Genomic DNA, 20289 nt, shown 5'->3' with positions numbered 1-20289 from the left:
TTAACCGATGCGGATTTCCATTCCTGAACGAAATGCCAGACATTCAAGCACAGGATGGTGTAATCACCGCATTTCTCCAAGGCGAGTTCGTGAAATACTGTCAATCGGCTTGCACCAACCGCCGACTCTCTGTCATGTACAGGACTCACTACTGTTCCTTATCATCGAAATATGTATACAATATCGGGACCATTATATAAAAAAGCAAGACTAAAGTCAATATTGCGTGTTTTGTTGGACTTTAAATGATGCGGTTCTTCAGCATTCGGCTCAGGACAATCGAAACCGCTCAATGCCTTCTTCCAAGTTATTAATCGCCCACTGTATGTGTTCCTTGTTATCATATTGACGATATGTGCATTCGATCCACAGCACCAGATCAAAATACAGATCGTACAAGCTTCTTCGTTTTCGTTCGCTATCGGTTGTGATGGCCCTCCCATACCCCCTTACAAACCCTGGTGTATAATTAAAATGACTGAAATAGTGTTCCATCAGGGGATCCGCCCAAAGGGAACGTTCAAAATCAATAATGGCTGTAATCCGCCCCTCTTCCACAAATACATTGCCATCCCACAAATCCCAGTGAATAAGAGCCGGCTCGTTAACATCATTCAGCACATCCGATTTCTCCATAATCAATTGTGCAAGGCCATCATAATCGATAGGAAGACTTACGCCAGCCTCTTTACCATCGGTAAGCAGGTCATCCATCAGACTGAGAAATGCTTCCTTCCAAGTGCTATACTTTGGTTTCTTTTCTGAGAAATAGCCGAATTTCTCTCCTTTGATCTCATTGATCCGACGATTGTATGCACCAAGCTGCTGTTCGATCCCTGCCTGTTCTGCTTCACTATACTGATCTTTGACCTTGTTATAGGGCGTGCCGGGCATAAATTCCATAATAAAGTAATCCGCAGGAGCAAGACTGCACGATGTATCACACGCCAATACACGGGGGACGGGCACATCCCGGAGCTCTTCCACGAGACGCAGTGCCTGAACTTCAGCCATCAGAAGATCCTGCTCACAACGCAATGTTTTATCGACGTTAGTAGGAGCGATTTTGAGCACCACCACCTGCCCGTTATCCAGCGAGATACAATAAGCATGGTTGGCCCATCCGTCAATCATTTCCTTATATTCCTGGATGCCTGTGTTGAAATGTTGCCTCGCAATGGCATTCAGCTGTTCTGAAGTCAGCCTTGTTTTATATGTACTTTCCATTTTGCACCCGCCTTTTCATGAATACAAATTCTATGCCAATTCCAGAAAGCGTTTTCCATACATCCATTATGGCTTCCTCTCCCGCTGCTGACAATGCCTTTCATCACAAAATAAAAAACCACCCTTATCCTCATAAGGGTAGCTTCCATTAGCAATTCTATTTCACTGCGACATAAAAAAGCCGCTGTGCGCCTTCTCCAGCTTCTTTCCACTCGAAATCTGAATATACGCGTACATCTCTGAACCCGGCTTTTGTCAGCTCCAGCTTCATCCAATCGGGATCGTATGCACGCTGAACGTGAACCTCTTCAAAACGCTGGTACATGTCCTTGCTGCCATTATCCACTCGGGAGAAGATACTCAGATGATGCTCAATCTCACACCGTTCACGATCCATGTCACAGGTCCAAATGTAGGATACAGAGCGTTCATCCAGCACAAAAGGCTGCTCTTCTTCATAACGAATCAAGGTGTCAGGGTGGTGTACGTCAAACAGGAACGTCCCTTCGGGCTTCAGCATCTCATAGGTACGCTGGAACGTGCGAATAACATCTTCCTTTTCAAGCAGATAATTAATGCAGTCACAAAAGGAGATTACGGAGTCTACTGGTTCAGGTACTCTCCAATCCCGCATATCCTGCTGAACCCAGCGGACGCTGCCTTCACGATACAAGCGATGACCTTGAGGGGTTCCCTCCATCTTGCTTCGCGCCACGGATAACATATCGGCAGACAGGTCAATGCCCGTTACTTCAAAACCCGAGTTAACCAGCGGGATCGTAATAGATCCTGTTCCGCATCCAAGTTCGGCTACGCTCTTTGGCATGCCATGCTGCTCCCAGGCTGTTCTTGCAAACCTTATCCAGTCCGGATAAGGCATATCTTCCATTAATTCATCGTACACATAAGCAAATTTACGGTAAGACATGTCAGGCACCGCACTTTCAATTTCATTTTCGGATTCCAAAAGAAAAAGCAGGGGCGTCCGGAGTTCACCCAGCCTTGCCCTGCCTTCTCTCAGGTCCAATATGACGTTAACGATTACTTGCTTTCACTCGAATCTTCAGGAGCTGACTCCGTCAAGTACGTCCAGTTTTCCTTCTGCGTCACCAGTCCGTCTTTCATCAGCTTGCCCAAAGCACGCTTGAAAGCAGATTTGCTAATTCCGAAGCGCTGCTTGATGATATCCGGTGGAGTTGCATCCGAATAAGGCATACCGCCCATAGGACGATCTTTCATGAACGCCAGGAGTTTGTCCGCATCTTCATTACGGCCTACCTCTTTGCGAGGTGACATGGCCAGATTAACACGTCCGTCTTCACGAACCAACGTTACCCGGCACTTCACCTTCTCGCCAAGTCGCAGCATTCTGTTGCGTTCGGACGAATGGATCATGCCGATGGCACCGAAGCCAAGTACTCCGCCCTCTACGAGCACAAATGTACCCATTTGCAAAGGCTTGTACACGGTTGCTTCCACCCATTCATTCAACCAAGAGGTTGGAGCGTGGAACGACAGTGGCGCAAGCTCGCGTTCGCCAGCCAATTTGGCGCGAAGACGTCCTTGCTTGTCATGTTCCATGATAACAAAAACTTCATCGCCCACATGTGGACGCAGTTCTTCCAATTCGGGCAATTCACGGATGGGGAGCAGCAATTGCCGTCCAAGTCCCATTTCGAGGAAACAGCCGAGGCGTGGATGTACATCTGCCACAACCAATCGCGCCATTTCACCGAGAGTGAGATATGGTTTTTTCATTGTCGCTGCCAAACGGTCCTCTGTATCAAAGAACAAAAAGACCTCAAGCGTTTCCCCGATTTTTACATCCCGCGTAAGCTCCGTATAGTGAAGCAGTACATCTTCCGATCCTGTCGTCAAAAAGTAGCCAAAGGGAGATACTTCACGATCAACCGGCAAGGAGACGACCGTTCCTGCAATCAAACTCATACCGTTTCCACCACTTTGGCGTCAGACCACAGCCGTTCAATGTTGTAATATTCGCGCTCATCACGATGGAAAATATGCACAACCACGTCGCCCATATCCATCAGCACCCAACGTGCGGAATCCATGCCCTCGATCCCTTTGATGTCAACGCCAGCTGCATGCGCCTGTTTGCGAATTTCCGTTGCAATGGACTGTACCTGTGTATCGGAATTCCCGTGGCAGATGACAAAATAGTCTGCAACCAAAGAGATGCCCATCAGATCCAGTGCTACAATATTAGATGCCTTTTTATCGTCAGCGGCAGTTACCGCCATATTCATAAGTTCTTTCGATGATACTGTCATGAACCAACCTCCATATTTTATAAGTGTGCAATCAGATCATTCCGCGATAACATCGTCAGCGGATAAATGACGCGGCGCTGCGAGATCAGCAAGCTGATCGTGGAATCAAAGCCGGCAATCAGCCCCTCTTCCAAACTGCGCTCTGCCTGCTCACGAATGTGATCTACGCCCGGGAAATCTCTCCCCGGTTCGATATAGTCAGCAAGACATACGACCTTATCGAGCAGACTCATCCCTACACGCCCTGAAGTATGCCAGCGGATCGCGTTAATAATTTCCGGATCATCCACACCATAATCGCGCTGTGCCACGAAAGCACCTACTTCCGAGTGCCAGAGCTGCTTGTCATGCTGTAGGAGCTCTTCGTTCAATCCGTTTTCACGGATGACTGCTTCCATCTCTGAGACAGGCCAGTACTTGGCGACGTCATGCAGAATGGCTGCCAGATCAGCTTTGACGGGATCCGCACCATACTTTTCAGCCAACTGAACGGACTTTTCCATTACGCCAAGGGTATGCTTCCAACGCTTCTCCGGCATCTGACCTGAAACAGCCTTAATTAATTCTTCACGGCTTAGTCCCATATAAACCGCTCCTTACAATATATTGATGCACTTCATCAGGGATCATGAATCGTACCGAGTGCCCTTTTGCGAGTCTCCTGCGAACAGCCGTGGATGAAATGTCCACCAGGGGCATCTCGGCCAGCAAAACGCTGTCCTGCAGTTCCTCCGGCAGGTCATCCAGATGCAGCTGAAACCCTGGCCGACCCACACCGATAAAGGTTAATTTCGCTGCCAGCTCTTCAATCTGTTCCCACTTCGGAAGATAGTTCACCATGTCCGCTCCGATAATGAAATAAAATTCATGCTCCGGATAACGACGCCACAGTTCCTTCATTGTATCGATCGTATAGGAAACACCACCGAGTTCCATTTCGATGCCCAGCACTTCATACTGTTCTACACCTTTTACCGCAGCCTCAGTCATCTCAAGGCGCTGCTGTCCCGAAGCTCCCGCTCCACGTTTATGGGGCGGAACATGGGAAGGCATAAACCAGATCTCATCCAGGGCATGTGAATCTCTTGCAGCTTCGGCTGCGAGCAGATGTCCCATGTGGATCGGATCAAACGTCCCGCCCATGATGCCAATCTTCACCCGTGTCACCGTCCTAAGGAAGTTCGATTTGTTTGTTGTCGCGTGATTCCTTATACAGGATGATAGTGCTTCCGATGATCTGCACCAGTTCGCTACCGGTTTCCCGGGCCACTTCTTCAGCGATTTCGTTTTTGTCATCCAGACAGTTGTTTAACACTTGCACTTTCATCAATTCGCGTTTCTCAATTGCCTCTTCGATATGACGGAACAGATGATCATTGGTGCCCCCTTTGCCGATCTGAAATACAGGGGTCAGATGATGTGCTTGTGAGCGCAAAAAGCGCTTTTGTTTACCGTTTAACATAATTACTCCATAACTCCTTATGCCCGGCAGGCCACTTTCACAGCGTTGATCGTCTGTTTGTTGCCTGTCCGTTCAATTATATTTTTCACTTATTAAAACTATCCAATACAGCGTGTCTCATGGTCTCTACTGGGGCAGGAATGCCGAGCCAGTGCTCAAAAGCGACCGCGCCCTGAAACACAAACATGCCAAGGCCGCCGTGCACGACGCATCCCCGCAGACGTGCTTCTCGAAGCAAGCGCGTCTCCAGCGGATTATAGATTAAATCACTCACGGCCGCACCTTCGCGAATCAGCTCCGGATTCACAGGAACATCATCGACATGTGGATGCATGCCTGCCGCCGTAGTGTTAATAACGATATCGGCCGAGGCCAGTACAGCTGAAGCTTCTTCCATGCCGCTGCCTGTGATGTTAGCCAATCCATGTCCTCTCAAATCGGAGGCAAGGCCCTCGGCTCTCTCCGCAGTACGGTTCAGGATGCTAATCCGTTCCGGCTTCTCCATTGCCAGAGCATAGATGACGCCTCTTGCAGCACCTCCTGCCCCAAGAACGGCGATCTTCTTGCCCGTGAGTTCCGGTACTGCTTCTTCCTTCAACGAACGAACATAACCAATACCATCGGTATTGTACCCTGTCAGTTTACCGTTATCATTAACGATCGTGTTCACCGCACCAATCAGCCGCGCACTTTCATCAATGACATCGAGGTATTTCATTACCTCTTCTTTGTGCGGTATCGTTACATTAACACCCCGATATCCCAGGGCAACAATGCCTTTAACAGCTGCTTCCAGCTGCTCTGGACGAACATGAAGCGGCATGTACAATCCGTTCACACCCGCTGTCGCAAGAGCCGCATTATGCATGGCAGGCGACTTGGAATGTCCAATCGGATCACCAAAGACTCCAAGCAAAACAGGAAGTGAAGTATGGGTATTCTTTTGTTCTGACATGCGTCCGCCTCCGATCTATTGAGAAATCAATTTGCCTTATAACTAGATCAAAGATGGACGAACCAGTACTCGAATGCCTTTTGGTGCGTGTACAGCGACAAGCGCCCCATTCTCACCATTGACCTTGATCCAGCCCAGACCGGATATGAACACATCGGACTGGCTGCCGCGTTTGATACGGAACTCATGCCGTGTCCATTCAGGCATATCAGCTGCATCCTCACGGCTTGGCGGGGACAGCAGTTCTCCGGCATGGTCACGATACAGATCGTCGGCACGCTCCAGTTTTGTCCGGTGAATATCAATTGCATTGCTTGTATAACAAGTAAAGGACTGGCGATCACCTTCAATGAAATCAAAACGAGCCATTGCACCAAAGAACAGCGTCTGACCGGCATTCAATTGATAAACGGCCGGTTTGAGCGGCTTGTCCGGCATAATGGCCGCCAGATCCTTGCGTGATACGATCTCACTGAAACGCCATGGATAAACGATTCCCGGCGTATCGATAATATATTTTCCATCATCCAAAGGAATGTTGACCATATCCAGCGTCGTTCCCGGATAACGGGACGTTGTCAATTCCTGTTCCAAATCGCTGTAGTCACGGATGAGACGGTTAATTAATGTGGATTTGCCCACATTGGTACCGCCAACCACGTAAACGTCACGATCCTCGCGATACGTACCAACAAGCTCCAACAGACGATCGAATCCCTGGTTTTGCTTGGCACTGCAGAGCACAACGTCCACCGTACGCAAACCTTGCTCCTTAGCCTGCTTCTGCACCCAGTTACGAACCTTATTCCAGTTGGTTACTTTGGGAAGCAGGTCCGTTTTGTTGACAGCCAGCAGTACCGGATTGTTCCCTACAAAACGCTGCAGACCGGAAATAATGCTGCCGTCAAAGTCAAACAGATCAACGATATGGATGACAAGTGCATCCTTATCCCCGATTTTGCTGAGAAGAGCCAGGAATTCGTCTTGATCCACCGTGACGGATGATGACTCATTGTAGTTTTTGATCCGGAAACACCGCTGACATATGACCGGTTCACGATCCAGCGCTTTCTCCGGGATAAATCCCGGTTTCTCCGGAGTTTCCGTTTGCAGATGCACTCCGCATCCACTGCATCTTACGGCAAGATTGCCGTTATGCGTTTCTGTCATTTCTTCTTTTCCTCCTCGAGCCATAAGCCTTTCTTGCGTAAACTGGTTAGAGCAATCCGTTCCACGCGACGATTGAAGCGGGTCATGAAACCTTCATCACCAATGGAAATGGGCAGTACCAAGACCGTATAAAGTCCCAGTCGGTTGCCTCCATATACATCCGTAAGCATCTGGTCGCCTACCACAATCGTTTTTTCTGGAGTTAGCTCCATCATCTTCATTGCTCTACGAAACGGTGCATTCGATGGTTTGCGTGCACTATGCACAAACTGGATATCCAGCGGAGTCGCAAACAAAGATACACGATTCAAATTGTTATTGGACACGATTATCAGCTTGAAACCCGCCTCTTTCACACGCGCAAACCATTCAATCAGTTCCGGCGTAGCATCAGGGGCTTTCGCACCGACAAGCGTATTATCCAGGTCAGTTATAATTCCACGGTAGCCTTGAGCGTACAGCTCTTCCAGATTTATGTCAAAAACCGTGTCTACTCGCAGCTTGGGCATTAACATTTTAAACAAAGAAGTCACCTCAGTTTCATACGACACACTATATCACAAATCCGTCTTTCCTGAAAATGCATACAGTGCCTGATGGTATGGGAAAAAGGAAAAACGGGACGGGCATCCTCTATGCCCGTTCCGCTTTGAGTTCCTTGCGCAGCTTCAAGGCCGTCTCATAGACAGCCTTCCAATCATCCGAAGTAACGGAAGCCGGGCTGTAACGCGTCCGTTCAAACATCGCCAGCAGTTCCTGCAGCGTTGCAGCTGCAGCCGGCTTGGCCTGACTCCATCGGTTGACAGACTCACGCAGGGTCTCGTCTCCGCTTCGGGTCAATCCTTTTCGTTTCACATAGCGAATCCAGCGTTCCGTCTCTGCAACAACCTTCTGCTCAGGCGTAAGAGGTCCGCCGGTGCGCAGACGCAGAACCCAGAAACGTAGTGAGAAGCGATTCCGCCAGAACATATATGCAACCCATAGTGCAAGTACAGCCACCGCTGCCCAGATCACAAACGCGGGAATGCCGGATGCTGCTTGTTCAGGTGCAGGTACTTGCTCTTCTTCCACAACCTGTTCTTCCTCCGGTTGTTCTTCAGGCTCGTCTACTGGCTGTGCATCAGGCTGTTCCGTCAACAGTGGCATATCGAAGCCAGGTGTCGCTTCAACCGGAATCCAGCCGTATTCGCCAAAGTAAACCTCAGCCCAGGAGTGGGCATCTGCATTGGTCACGGTATACGTCGTCTCAATTTCCGAACCGGGCTGGCGCGGTGCCTGCATGTCAGAGTTCAGAGACATTTGCCCAGGAGCATAACCTTTTACCCAGCGGGCAGGTATACCTTCCGAACGTGCCATCATGACGAGCGCCGTAGAGAAATAGTCACAGTAGCCCTCGCGGATGTCAAACAAAAATCCTTCAACAAAATCACTGCTTACTTTTCGGGATAAATCGGGATTGTTGGTGTAGTTAAAGTTTTGTTGTAAGTAGTTTTGCAGTAATGCCACTTTTTCATACGGCGTATTTGCCGTAGCCGTTATTTCGGCTGCGAGCTCCGTCACTCTATCCGGGAACCGGGAAGGCATTTGCAGGTACATGTCATCTGCGGGATTGCTTCCATATAGCTCATCAAAGGTCTTGGTTCGGAGCTCATCTTCCACGATGACTGGTGCTTCGGATATTACCGTATACGTTTTGGGAAATTGCGGCTGCTGCCGATCTGTTACGATGTGCAGTTCTGCCTGATTCGCATTCCACAGCATCCGGCCTGATTCGTTCTCGCCATTGACCGAGCTCACTTCGGTTATGGAATACGCACCGAAGAGGATTGGATACACATTATCGTTCAGCATCGTTACGTTTTGAGTAACTTGCTTGGTGTTCACGCTGCCCGCATCCTCATTCTCCAGCGTTTGTCCAAGCTCTACATCTTCTGTGGACACCCGTCTGCGGTCATCCCACCCTGTACCGGTGTACTCTTCCCTGGTTTCACCGCGCCAGTAACTTCGCTCATTGGTTGTTACCGACATGACAGGCGTGTAATCAAAATTAAATCCACCGCCCAACTGGTTATCTTCACGGCTGTATCCGGACTCAGTGGAATTTGGAATGTCCAGTGTCCCGTTACCTGTCTGACTGGCGGGGCTTCCGGTATAGTTACGCCATGCCGTATAAGGATCAGTCAACGTAGGCGGTACTTCCGGCATGTTTACACTCGCTACAATAATCAGTGAAAATATGATCGCTATGTTCGCCAGGATTTTGTACGGATAACGCAGCAGGCGCTTCCAGCCTTGTGGATAGTTCAGTTGGAAATTGCGGAAGTGCTGGCAAACCAGCCACCCCATCCCGGCAAACATGACCCAGGCCACTTCGATCCAGAGCTGAATCTGGGTGAACGAATCCAGAATACCCATCGATACGATGTTCACACCCAGAAAGACAAGGATACGGCGTGTTGTAGTCACCAGACGAAGAGCAGCTTCGAGCATGACCCATGCACACAGGGAGAACCAGATGTACGGGGTCAAATGCAGCAGAAATTGCTCCGTGCGATCGGTCAATGTACCGTAAGGAATGTAGACCGAGTAATCAATAAGCGTTTTATGCAAAATATAAATGAGAACGATAGCCTTGATTACGGTTCGGTATATCGGTTTGAATGGTAAAATAATCTCCAGTACACTGACTGCAGCCAGCGTCCATAATACCAATGAAGTCGTCTCGGTGTACCAGGATTCCTGTGTAAACGAGATCCACTGCATGCCGATCAGGAAAATCCAGAGCAGCGACGCTGCGTGGTACCAGGATCTTTTCCCCATCAACTGTTCTCTACTATTCGTACTCATACAGAACCTCCCCCCATAACCGTTGGAAGTTCCTGCAGATGGGAAACAACAAAGGATCTCGTGCCTCTTCCTCGCAGCATTGCGGACCATTCGGCAGTCTGACGTGACTCCTTGGTGTCAATGATAATATGGCAAGGAGTCATCCCACGAGTATCAGCCCACCGCAGCAATTCCAGTACTTTTTCATCCTTTTGGGGAGATATCACAACAAAATAAGCGCCCTGCGGCAGCTGACGAGCAAGCTTCTCAATGCCGGGCAGCAGCCTTTTATCCTGACCATTGTGCTGAACATCCACCAGGTGATGCATCATCTTCTGCCGTTCAAGCAGGCTTTCGCTTGGGGGAAGCAGCGTCGTTTGGTCAGATAGCGTCATCAGCCCCATGCCCATCCGTTCTCTCGTACCATACTCCAAAAGCGAAGCCGCAGTGGAAACAGCCAGCTCAAACGCTTCTCCCTGCTCATAACTGCCCGCCAGAGCATCAAGTACAAGAATGGTTTTGGGTACCGACTCATGTTCGAACTCCTTGGATTTCCATGTTCCTGTCTTGGCTGTAGCGTTCCAGTGAATGCGGGACAGCCTGTCGCCATACACATAATCACGAACACCGTTGATTTGAGTCGTTTCCCTGCGGGAACGCGTCTGAGCGGTTTGTGGACCCGACAGTCGTGATTTACGATCGTACAGCTGCCAGTACGGTATGAATACGGTGCGGGGCAGCACCCTGAACTCGCCTTTGGCCTTGAATGTACCGCGGTGCTCAATCAGTCCAAAGATATCCTCGCTTGCACATTCCGTTTCGGAAAACGCATATTTGCCGCGCTCCAGGGGCGGGGTCTGAAAAGACAGCTCCCCATTTCCCCGCATGTTAGGAATCAGGCTCTCCCTAAAGGACCAGGATTCCCCGTTATGACGATGCAACATTTCACGGACGACCACGTAAGGCAGCGGCAAAAATCCGGGAATGGTCAGTTGAAGCTTCACCTGAACCTGGTCACCGGCATGCAGCAATTCTTCATGGTCCTGGCCTGATGACAGCATTCGTACACCGCGCGCACGTCTTACTCCGCTGAATCCGGCAATGGCGAGATACAGACAAAGGAGGGTCACCATCGAGAGCAGCATGATGGATGTCTTCCCGCCCTGGAACAATACATAGGTCAAGCAACAAATCCACACCGCCGCGATACTCCATACGCGAGGGTGGCGCATTCCTCTTCTGACATTACTCAAAAGCGGCTTCATGAATTATTGCCCCATGGAGACGGGCACACGAACCTGCTGAAGTACAGAATTTAGTACGGCTTCAGAGCTCATGCTGTCCAGTCTCGCTTCAGGACGCAGTACAATCCGATGGGAGAGGACATACGGTGCCATCGTTTTCACGTCATCCGGGAGCACATAATCACGTTCCTGCAGGAAGGCAAACGCCTTCACCGCCATCATGAATGAAATGGCCGCACGCGGGCTGGCCCCCAGCAGCACGGATGGATGCGAACGTGTATTGCGAACGACATCAAGCAGGTAGTCCATGACCGGATCGCCGATAAAGACTTCTTTGATCTCCTGCTGAATCGCCGAAATCTGGTCCATGTGGGTTACGGACTCCAGCCGGTCCACAGGCTGACCTGACTGATGCTGCTTCAGTAGCGTTCTCTCGATATCCTTGTCCGGATAACCCAGACTTATTTTCAGCATAAACCGGTCGAGCTGCGCTTCCGGCAAAGTATAGGTTCCCTCAAAATCAATTGGATTCTGTGTAGCACAGAGCATGAACGGGTGCGGCAGATCATAGGTATCTCCATCAACCGTTACACTGCGTTCTTCCATGACTTCCAGCAGGGCTGACTGGGTCTTCGTTGTTGCCCTGTTGATCTCATCCGCCAGAAGTATGTTGGTCATGACTGGACCCGGACGGAAATAAAAGCGCTCGTCACGCGGGTGGAATACGGATACACCTGTAATATCACTTGGCAAAATATCAGGATTACATTGAATGCGGCGGTATTCTCCGCGCATGGATTTCGATAATGCTTTGATCAACTGTGTCTTGCCTGTTCCGGGTACGTCTTCAATCAGAACGTGTCCGCCTGCAAGCAAAGCTGTGAGCAAAAGTTGAATTTCAAAGGATTTCCCCATTATGCATGATTCCAGATTAGAACGAACTGCTGAAATGATTTGGATCGACTCTTTGCGCACAGGCATGTGGTCTAACCTCCTAAAAAAGCATACAGATTTCCTTTTATTGTACATGAACAACAGGCCCGAGTACACTCGAAGAGAATCACAATTTGTTTCCAGCCGTCAGATTGGCCGCCATTCTCGCATGATTGCGACAAAAAGCCCCGGATATAATCATCCGGAGCCTTTCAGTGTAATACATATGGCTAAAACCATTCGGCTGTGTCTTGTCAGCCTTTCGGCCGAACCACCAGCGCGGCGAGAAAGGAGAAGATTATCGCGGCGGATATCCCTGCTGCCGTCAAGTCGAAGATCCCGGTAATAACCCCGATCCATCCTACTTTTTCAAGCTCGGTCAATGCCCCGTGCACCAATGAATTGCCGAAACTCGTAATGGGGATGGATGCCCCTGCTCCTGCAAATTCAACCAGTGGATCATACCATCCGAGCGCATCCGCAACCGCGCCTGCCACAACGAGCGTACTCATGGTGTGAGCCGGCGTCAACTTGACGCCATCCATCAGCAGTTGACCCACCACACAGATTAAGCCTCCCACAATAAATGCCCATAAAAATTGCATCGTTTATCCCTCCTTTTCAATGGCTACGGCGTGTGCAATACACGGGATACTCTCGCCCTGCTGGTAGGATATCGGTGACAGCAGCGCGCCCGTGGCAACAACCAGAACCCGTTTGAGATCGCCTTTCTGCATCCGGTTCAATATATGTCCGTACGTTACAGTCGCGGAGCACCCGCATCCGCTGCCCCCAGCGACGACGAATGGCTGCTTTTCCCGATCATAAATCATGAGGCCGCAGTCATTAAATGTCGTTTGTTCCATGGGGATGCCTTCCTTTTGCAACAGTTCTTTCGTAATCGGGAGTCCAACCGAAGCCAAATCCCCAGTGACAATAAGATCGTAATAACCTGGTTCCAGCCCCGTATCCCGGAAATGAGACACGATGGTATCTGCCGCTGCTGGTGCCATGGCTGCCCCCATGTTGAACGGGTCTTTAATTCCAAGATCCATGACCCGCCCAATGGTTGCCCGGGTGATAACAGGACCGTCACCTGAGCGGGATACCACCCCGCAACCCGATCCGGTCACCGTGTACTGAGCATAAGGAGGTTTCTGGGATCCATATTCGGTCGGGTAGCGGAACTGCTTCTCCACGGTGCAGTTATGACTGACCGTACCGGCGAGGACATATTCACCTGCTCCCGAATCGACGATTAGGGATGCTAGTGCCAAACTCTCCATAGAGGTGGAACAAGCCCCAAATACACCGAGGTAAGGAGCTCCCAATTTCCGAGCAGAAAAAGAACTGCTTATAATCTGGTTGAGGAGATCGCCACCAATAAAAAACTGAAGCTCTTCCTTTGTAATGTTTGCATTGATGAGCGCCAGCTGCGTAGCTTGTTCAAGCAGCTTGCGCTCCCCTTTTTCCCATGTTTTCTCGCCAATCTCCAGATTGTCATAGACGTAATCGAAATCGGCGGAGAGTGGTCCCGCTCCCTCTTCTGGCCCAACAACCGCTGCCCTGCCGATAATTCGAGGACGATTCTCAAATTGCCAAGTTTGGCGTCCGACAAGCTTCATAGATGCCCACCTCCAACTCCAAGGAAGGCGTATATGATACCTATAATGAAGGCAGCCACGACGCCAAATACAATAACCGATCCGGCTAGCTTAAACATGTTGGCTCCGACGCCAAGGACAAGTCCCTCAGCACGGTGCTCCAATGCTGCCGAGCACATCGAGTTGGCAAATCCGGTAACCGGGACCGCTGTTCCTGCTCCGGCCCACTGGGCAATTTTATCGTAGACCCCAAGGCATGTGAGAATAACCGAAATCAGGATCATGACCGCAACCGTAGGACTGGCCGCTTCCTTGGAAGTCATATCGAACCCTGCTTTGAATGCTTCCTGGATAGCCTGTCCAATGATGCAAATGAATCCCCCGACAAAGAATGCTTTAATGCAATTCGCAAGAATCGGACGGGATGGCTCATGCTTTTTGGCTACCTTCTTGTAGTCCTGTTCACTGATGGACAGGGATGATGATTTTTTTCCGTTTCCGGATCCTTTGGTTTGAGCTGGCAAGATACAGAACCTCCTTAGAAATCGAATGGGTCGCACAGCTTGTCGCTGCATATAGTGTGGAATCCTATGTTCATTGTTTGTTAATCATGGGAAGGTTATGTATCCGGCGAATTGCAACAATTGTTTCCAGTTGGTGAGAAGTTCAATTATGCAAGTTAAATCCAATACGCCGGAGCAGAGAGGATAAGTTAATTGTATGAACCGTCAGGTCCGAAGCATTTACTTATAAATAAAGAAGTACGATAACGAGCAAAATAAAAAGGACGATAAAAAGGATATCTTCATTACCTTCATGAGGTGGCTTCATCTGGGGTTCCAACTCCTTCCTGTCGTCAGGCAAACGAATAAGAGATCCGCGGTAATTGGTACGGAGAAAGTCTCAACTCATGCATATTCCATCGTGCTGTGAAAGGCGTGAGGGTAAAGCCCAATTCGTAAAGCCCATTTCATAAGCAAACTTATAAGCAAACTTCCGTTTATTGTACTAACGATGCCTTAGATACGTGACACAAACATGGACAATTACCTGCGCAAGGTTCATACTATAATGTGCTATAATGTGACCAGTGGTTAATAATGTCCTTTAATAATGGAGGACAACAGTCCGCAGCCGTTCTGCCGAGACTGTCATACATACGAGCAGAGGAGTTGTCGACACATGAATGAAAAAACAATGGAGATGTTTCGCACCTTAACCGAATTCCCTTCCGCTTCCGGATTTGAACGCGAGCTTCGCGGATGGATGAAGGAACAGCTCTCCCAATATACAGAGGAATTTGTTCAGGATCGTCTGGGGAGTCTTTTTGGCGTACTGCGCGGTGAAGAATCAGGCCCTAAAGTTATGGTAGCCGGACACTTTGATGAAGTGGGCTTCATGACAACAGGCATTACGGAAACAGGCATGGTTAAATTCCGTCCGCTCGGCGGATGGTGGAGTCAGGCCGTTCTGTCCCAGCGCTTGCAGATCATTACACCGGATCGCCGTATTACGGGCGTTGTAGGTTCAACGCCTACTCACTTGCTGGATGAGTCCCAACGGAGCAAACCGGTTGATCTGAACCACATGTACCTGGATATCGGTGCGGATAACCGTGCGGAAGCAGAATCTTGGGGTATTCACCCAGGCATGCAAATCGTGCCGATCTGTGAATTCACACCAATGGCGAACCCGAAGAAAATCATGGCGAAAGCCTGGGATAACCGTTACGGAGTCGGTCTTGCCCTTGAATTGGTTGAAGCGCTCCACCAAGAAAAGCTTCCAAACACGCTGTATTGCGGTGCAACAGTTCAGGAGGAATTGGGGCTCCGCGGTGCACGCACAGCAGCCAATCTGATTGAGCCAGACATCTTCTTCGCACTGGACTGCAGTGCAGCAAATGACATGACAGGTGACAAACAGTCTTTTGGACACATTGGACAAGGGGCCCTGCTTCGCATTTTCGATCCAGGCATGTTTACGCACCGCGGCATGGTGGAATATGTGCAGGACACGGCTTCTTCGAACCAGATCAAAATGCAATATTTCATCTCGCCTGGCGGCACGGACGCTGGACAAGTTCATCTTAGCGGAATTGGTGTACCATCAACGGTTATTGGTATTTGTGCTCGTTACATTCACACATCATCTTCCATCATACACACCGATGACTATGACGCTGCCAAGGCGCTGCTAGTCAAACTGGTGAAGGGCTTGGATCGTACAACCATGAACACCATTATCGAAAACGCGTAAACGTGGGAGCGAGTTGCAGGAGTGGGTAATCTCTTGTGACCTCCCTCCTAGATAAAGAGGTATTCTGACTTTTGTTGGAGTGCCTCTTTTTTTTGCTTAAAAATAGATTAATAGTTCGAACATTATAGGAAATCACACATAAGATACAACAACGAAAGAGAACAAAACACCAAGCAGTGGGGGACCTGTTATGGCAGTGGGAAGGAATGGAAAATCGAATAAAGGTTCCAAAAAAACAAATGCCGCAAACTCCCTTCTCAATGGCAACCTTAAAGGTAAAAACCTGGAACTTATCGTTGCAGCTTTGCTCGTTAGTGGTAAATTAAGAGTCGATGCCGTGACCTTGTTTCGCGAAGCCACTCTGGTCGTTGAGCTGGTCGGACAGTATAAAACACTGACAAACATTTCGCCTTCGAATGCGGATAAAGTGGTCCAATTTCTTGACGAGATGGGCGATGTGACTTTGGATGATGTGATGCGGGCTTTCCAAAAAAGAATGAATTCCTAAATGATTAGAATGAAATGAGGTTGGGATGATGTCTGACTTTGATGGAACTGGATTTGCAGAGCTATTAATTGTAGTCATCCTTGTTGTGTTATTTGTATTTGGCTCTTCCGATATTGATGGGCTTACCGATTCCCCATCCTCTTCCTGATCCTAGTTCACAAGTGGATAGCCGCTTGAACGATCTACATGGCAAGGAGCGTTACAGGACTCGGAGAGTCAATAAAAACGCCAGTCCATGTATCCAGGACTGGCGTTTTTGAATTCTTTTGCTGTTCAGCACGTTTGCATAATCCGATTCAAAACCACGACGCAAAAATTGCTCAGAGTTACAGGAATAACGGCGAAAATGCGATCCAGGCCAAAATAAGCGTTAGCACGATACATACATTTTCTACCACGGCTCCATGTTTGGTCCCCGTGCTCATCAAATTCGCTCTGATCCGCCACTTCAGTGGCGGAAGCGGACGAATCCCGCGATTCGTCAACGAGTCTGCAAGAAGATGCATGGCATAGGCTACTCCACCGGCAACCCAGATCTCCGGTCCCTGCACATGCGTTGTGCTGTATAAGAGTCCTCCCCAGACTGCAGTTCCATAGACAGTATGTGTTAGCCCTCTATGGGTCAGCGTAGTACATAACATGAGCAGACTCCCCGCAATCAGGTTCCATGGCGCTAATGCGTGACCGTAGAATACAAGACCCAGTCCGATGACAAACATTAACACTTTGCGGAGCGAACGTGACGGCAGGAAAGATACCAGTCCGACCAAAATGGCAAGCAGCAGATTCCAAGGCTTCGCCTGCACATAAAAGTACACAAATACGGCTGTAGGCAGCAAAATGGTTTGCAGCAGCCTGATCAAACTATTGGGCAGCGCCTTGGATACCAACAAGGAATTCGGCTCATCAATGTCCGGCAGCAGTGAACCAATGAGCGCAACCGTAACTGCCGGTGCCGTTACTTGCATCCCCATCAGCTGAAGAACAGATAGTGAGACGCCTGTTCCAATAATCAGGTGGGATCTTCCCATCATGATGCAAAAACTTCCTTTCGAAGAAATAGGGAACATCATATCCCATTCTCGATGTTACACCGAAAAGAAAAAGAGAACAATAGTTCGTATTTCTTATTTTAGATTAGAGTCACGACCTCAATACCTTCCCTTCTTCATACTTCAATAAAAAACAGTTTCCGTGACGGGGCTCACACTTATTAAATTGTGCTACTTATATCTTTCTTAGTGAAATAAATCACATTAAGTGTTAGCAATCCACGGTATGATTCAAATATAAACCACTAAAAATGTTGATATTGTCCAGTGTTAAACCAAGGAGGCTTACACACATGAACGGAAAAAGAGAAAAACTTGTCGTGATCGGTAACGGTATGGCCGGCATTAGTACGGTTGAACAAATTTTGAAATTGACTTCACGCTATGACATTACGGTTTTCGGCACGGAGCCCTATCCCAACTATAATCGGATCATGTTGTCCTATGTCCTGGAGGGCAGCAAAACCATTGATGATATCGTGCTGAATGATCTGCACTGGTATGAAGACAATGGCATCACGCTCCATACCGGGACAACCGTGTCCCGTATCGATGCAGACAACCGGGAAGTCGTAACGAACGAAGGCACACGGGTGCCCTACGATAAAGTCATTATCGCTACAGGTTCCAGCTCCTTCATTCTCCCGGTTCCGGGTCATGATAAAGAAGGCGTTGTCGGATTTCGGGATATTGCCGATTGCAATATGATGCTGGAAGCAGCCAAGCAATATAAAAAAGCAGCTGTTATCGGCGGAGGACTTCTCGGACTGGAAGCGGCCAAAGGACTGGTGCAGCTCGGCATGGACGTTACTGTAGTGCATCTTATGCAAGACTTGATGGAACGTCAGCTCGATCCTCAGGCTTCGGCCATGTTAAAAGCGGAACTGGAGCGTCAGGGTATTCGTTTCAAAATGGGGGCCCAGACGGCTGAACTGATCGGTGGGGAACGTGTGGAAGGTCTCCGATTTGCCGATGATACCGTGCTGGACGCAGACTTCGTCGTTATGGCCGTAGGCATTAAGCCCAACACAATTGTAGCCCGTGAAAGCGGCATGGAGGTTAACCGGGGCATCGTCGTCGATGACTACATGCAGACTTCACTGGAAGGCGTATATTCCGTCGGGGAATGTACCGAACACCGGGGCGTATGTTACGGCCTCGTTGCCCCTTTATTTGAACAAGGCATGATTCTCGCCAAGCATATCTGCGGTGTGGAGACTGCTCCGTATGAAGGCTCTGTCGTATCTACAAAATTAAAAATTTCAGGTGTGGACGTCTTCTCCACAGGTGAGTTCCTCGATAGTCCGGACCATACGGTGATCAGCCATAAGGATGACTGGAAACGGACTTACAAAAAAATCCTGCTGCGGGACAACATCATGGTCGGCGCTGTGCTCTTTGGTGACGTGACCGATTCTGCCGAATTGCAGAAATTAATCAAACAAAGAGCCGAAATGACGGATGAGCTGTATGCCTCGCTGATGGGTACGGGCTGTGGCGGTCACAAAAAAGCTGCCTCCGTCGAAACGATGGCCGAGGACGAGATCGTATGTGGATGTAATGGTGTAACCAAAGGAACCATTGTCGATGCCATCACGAATCAGGGTCTGACCAGCGTCGACGAGATCAAAGCCTGCACTGGTGCAACCCGTTCATGCGGTGGCTGCAAACCGGTGGTGGAGCAAATTTTACAATACGTATTGGGAGACAACTTCACTAGTGGTGCCAAACAGGGCATCTGTGGATGTACCTCGCTCAGCCGGGATGAAATTGTAGCTGAAATCAAGCAAAAAGGTTTGCAAACGACCAAGGAAGTGATGAATGTCCTGGGCTGGAGCCAGCCTGAAGGCTGTTCCAAATGCCGCCCGGCAATCAACTATTACCTGGGCATGATTGCGCCGGATACACATGAAGACGAGAAGGAATCCCGCTTCGTTAATGAACGTATGAACGCCAATATTCAGAAAGATGGCACGTATACGGTAGTACCGCGCATGTACGGCGGTGTAACCACTCCGGAAGAACTGAAACGCATTGCGGACATTTCGGTCAAATACGATGTAAAAGCAGTCAAGGTTACCGGGGGACAACGTCTCGATCTGATCGGGGTCAAAAAAGAGGATCTGCCGCAGGTATGGGCGGAGCTGGATATGCCTTCCGGTTATGCCTACGCCAAATCGCTGCGCACGGTCAAAACATGTGTCGGTTCCCAGTTCTGCCGCTTCGGTACTCAGGATTCCATGGCCATGGGTGCCCTGCTTGAACGCAAATTCGAACGTCTTGATCTGCCGGCCAAATTCAAAATGGCGGTCAACGGCTGCCCGCGGAACTGTGCTGAATCGTGTACCAAGGATATCGGTATCGTCGGTAATGATGGAGGCTGGGAATTGTTTATTGGCGGTAACGGCGGTATCAAAGCCAGACTGGCAGACTCCTTATGCAAAGTGAAAACAGATGCAGAACTCATCGAACTCTGCGGTGCAATTATTCAATACTACCGCGAAACTGGCAACTATCTGGAGCGTACCTCGGAATGGGTAGAACGTATAGGGCTTGAGCAGATTCGTTCGGTTGTGGTGGATAATCTGGAGGAACGCAAAGCACTGATGGAACGCATTGAATTCGCTCTGAGCCATGTGGAGGATCCATGGAAGAAAGCACTGCGTAACGAAGAAGGCCAGACGAAACTGTTCCAGGGAATTGAAGTGTCGGCTCGTCCTTAAGCTTTAAGCTTTAAAATTTCCGATACTGGATCAATATG

Annotated in this window: 21 protein-coding genes and 1 other annotated feature (1 of these 22 running past the window's edge); of the genes, 4 read left to right on the top strand and 17 right to left on the bottom strand. The window is 49.3% G+C overall.

All coding sequences use genetic code 11. From position 1 onward, the window contains the following. Window positions 1–174: a binding site (T-box leader), on the bottom strand; it reaches 92 nt to the left of the window's first position. A 96-nt stretch (window positions 175–270) separates the two neighbouring features. From ABGV42_RS23805 to spoVAC, 16 genes are all read right to left on the bottom strand, one after another. Continuing rightward, window positions 271–1227 carry a phosphotransferase family protein gene (locus tag ABGV42_RS23805; RefSeq protein WP_347383983.1) on the bottom strand — a complete coding sequence of 319 codons (957 nt, stop codon included), beginning with the start codon at window positions 1225–1227 and terminating at the stop codon, window positions 271–273. Between the two features lie 157 nt (window positions 1228–1384). Next, window positions 1385–2155 carry a class I SAM-dependent DNA methyltransferase gene (locus tag ABGV42_RS23800; protein WP_347383982.1) on the bottom strand — a complete coding sequence of 257 codons (771 nt, stop codon included), beginning with the start codon at window positions 2153–2155 and terminating at the stop codon, window positions 1385–1387. A 113-nt stretch (window positions 2156–2268) separates the two neighbouring features. Then, window positions 2269–3174, bottom strand: a complete 906-nt coding sequence (locus ABGV42_RS23795; RefSeq protein ID WP_347383981.1) for a CvfB family protein — start codon at window positions 3172–3174, stop codon at window positions 2269–2271. Then, window positions 3171–3518: a ribosome silencing factor gene (rsfS, locus tag ABGV42_RS23790; protein ID WP_347383980.1), complete on the bottom strand. Its 348-nt coding sequence runs from the start codon at window positions 3516–3518 to the stop codon at window positions 3171–3173. The genes ABGV42_RS23795 and rsfS overlap by 4 nt, the downstream gene beginning before the upstream one ends. A gap of 17 nt (window positions 3519–3535) precedes the next feature. Next, entirely contained in the window at window positions 3536–4102 is a 567-nt protein-coding gene (yqeK, locus tag ABGV42_RS23785; RefSeq protein ID WP_347383979.1) for a bis(5'-nucleosyl)-tetraphosphatase (symmetrical) YqeK, read from the bottom strand. Continuing rightward, window positions 4086–4676, bottom strand: a complete 591-nt coding sequence (locus tag ABGV42_RS23780; RefSeq protein WP_347383978.1) for a nicotinate-nucleotide adenylyltransferase — start codon at window positions 4674–4676, stop codon at window positions 4086–4088. Before ABGV42_RS23780 ends, yqeK begins: the two co-directional genes overlap by 17 nt. Window positions 4677–4689: 13 nt before the next feature. Further along, window positions 4690–4980, bottom strand: a complete 291-nt coding sequence (yhbY, locus tag ABGV42_RS23775) for a ribosome assembly RNA-binding protein YhbY (protein ID WP_095289806.1) — start codon at window positions 4978–4980, stop codon at window positions 4690–4692. Window positions 4981–5065: 85 nt separating this feature from the next. Then, window positions 5066–5935 carry a shikimate dehydrogenase gene (gene aroE / locus ABGV42_RS23770; protein ID WP_347383977.1) on the bottom strand — a complete coding sequence of 290 codons (870 nt, stop codon included), beginning with the start codon at window positions 5933–5935 and terminating at the stop codon, window positions 5066–5068. 42 nt (window positions 5936–5977) lie between these two features. Continuing rightward, entirely contained in the window at window positions 5978–7105 is a 1128-nt protein-coding gene (gene yqeH, locus ABGV42_RS23765; RefSeq protein WP_347383976.1) for a ribosome biogenesis GTPase YqeH, read from the bottom strand. Then, window positions 7102–7629, bottom strand: a complete 528-nt coding sequence (locus ABGV42_RS23760) for a YqeG family HAD IIIA-type phosphatase (protein WP_095289801.1) — start codon at window positions 7627–7629, stop codon at window positions 7102–7104. The genes yqeH and ABGV42_RS23760 overlap by 4 nt, the downstream gene beginning before the upstream one ends. Before the next feature lie 109 nt (window positions 7630–7738). Next, window positions 7739–9952: a transglutaminase TgpA family protein gene (locus tag ABGV42_RS23755; RefSeq protein WP_347383975.1), complete on the bottom strand. Its 2214-nt coding sequence runs from the start codon at window positions 9950–9952 to the stop codon at window positions 7739–7741. Continuing rightward, window positions 9949–11196 carry a DUF58 domain-containing protein gene (locus ABGV42_RS23750; protein WP_347383974.1) on the bottom strand — a complete coding sequence of 416 codons (1248 nt, stop codon included), beginning with the start codon at window positions 11194–11196 and terminating at the stop codon, window positions 9949–9951. The genes ABGV42_RS23755 and ABGV42_RS23750 overlap by 4 nt, the downstream gene beginning before the upstream one ends. Window positions 11197–11199: 3 nt before the next feature. Further along, complete coding sequence (locus tag ABGV42_RS23745) at window positions 11200–12156, bottom strand: AAA family ATPase (protein ID WP_095289796.1); 957 nt, start codon at window positions 12154–12156, stop codon at window positions 11200–11202. A 206-nt stretch (window positions 12157–12362) separates the two neighbouring features. Continuing rightward, window positions 12363–12713 (bottom strand): stage V sporulation protein AE, encoded by a 351-nt coding sequence (gene spoVAE, locus ABGV42_RS23740; protein ID WP_239299757.1) that lies wholly within the window; start codon window positions 12711–12713, stop codon window positions 12363–12365. A 3-nt stretch (window positions 12714–12716) separates the two neighbouring features. Further along, the gene (spoVAD, locus tag ABGV42_RS23735) at window positions 12717–13733 is read right to left on the bottom strand and encodes a stage V sporulation protein AD (protein ID WP_347383973.1); all 1017 of its coding nucleotides are present in this window, start codon (window positions 13731–13733) and stop codon (window positions 12717–12719) included. Continuing rightward, window positions 13730–14236 carry a stage V sporulation protein AC gene (spoVAC, locus tag ABGV42_RS23730; RefSeq protein ID WP_347383972.1) on the bottom strand — a complete coding sequence of 169 codons (507 nt, stop codon included), beginning with the start codon at window positions 14234–14236 and terminating at the stop codon, window positions 13730–13732. Before spoVAC ends, spoVAD begins: the two co-directional genes overlap by 4 nt. Window positions 14237–14894: 658 nt before the next feature. On the opposite strand from spoVAC, the gene ABGV42_RS23725 reads away from it, so the two are divergent. From ABGV42_RS23725 to ABGV42_RS23715, 3 genes are all read left to right on the top strand, one after another. Further along, window positions 14895–15968, top strand: a complete 1074-nt coding sequence (locus ABGV42_RS23725; protein WP_154895081.1) for a M42 family metallopeptidase — start codon at window positions 14895–14897, stop codon at window positions 15966–15968. A gap of 190 nt (window positions 15969–16158) precedes the next feature. Next, window positions 16159–16476, top strand: a complete 318-nt coding sequence (locus tag ABGV42_RS23720; protein WP_347383971.1) for a hypothetical protein — start codon at window positions 16159–16161, stop codon at window positions 16474–16476. A 25-nt stretch (window positions 16477–16501) separates the two neighbouring features. Continuing rightward, window positions 16502–16624, top strand: coding sequence for a hypothetical protein (locus ABGV42_RS23715; protein ID WP_347383970.1), 123 nt, complete (start codon window positions 16502–16504; stop codon window positions 16622–16624). A 178-nt stretch (window positions 16625–16802) separates the two neighbouring features. On the opposite strand, the gene ABGV42_RS23710 is transcribed toward ABGV42_RS23715, so the two are convergent. Beyond that, the gene (locus ABGV42_RS23710; protein WP_347383969.1) at window positions 16803–17510 is read right to left on the bottom strand and encodes a metal-dependent hydrolase; all 708 of its coding nucleotides are present in this window, start codon (window positions 17508–17510) and stop codon (window positions 16803–16805) included. Between the two features lie 311 nt (window positions 17511–17821). Here ABGV42_RS23710 and nirB point away from each other — a divergent pair, with 311 nt between their 5' ends. Continuing rightward, complete coding sequence (nirB, locus tag ABGV42_RS23705; protein WP_347383968.1) at window positions 17822–20251, top strand: nitrite reductase large subunit NirB; 2430 nt, start codon at window positions 17822–17824, stop codon at window positions 20249–20251. Window positions 20252–20289 lie beyond the last annotated feature (38 nt).

This window comes from Paenibacillus pabuli (assembly GCF_039831995.1).
Classification (GTDB): domain Bacteria; phylum Bacillota; class Bacilli; order Paenibacillales; family Paenibacillaceae; genus Paenibacillus; species Paenibacillus pabuli_C.
This window is presented reverse-complemented; position numbering and strand designations above follow the sequence as displayed.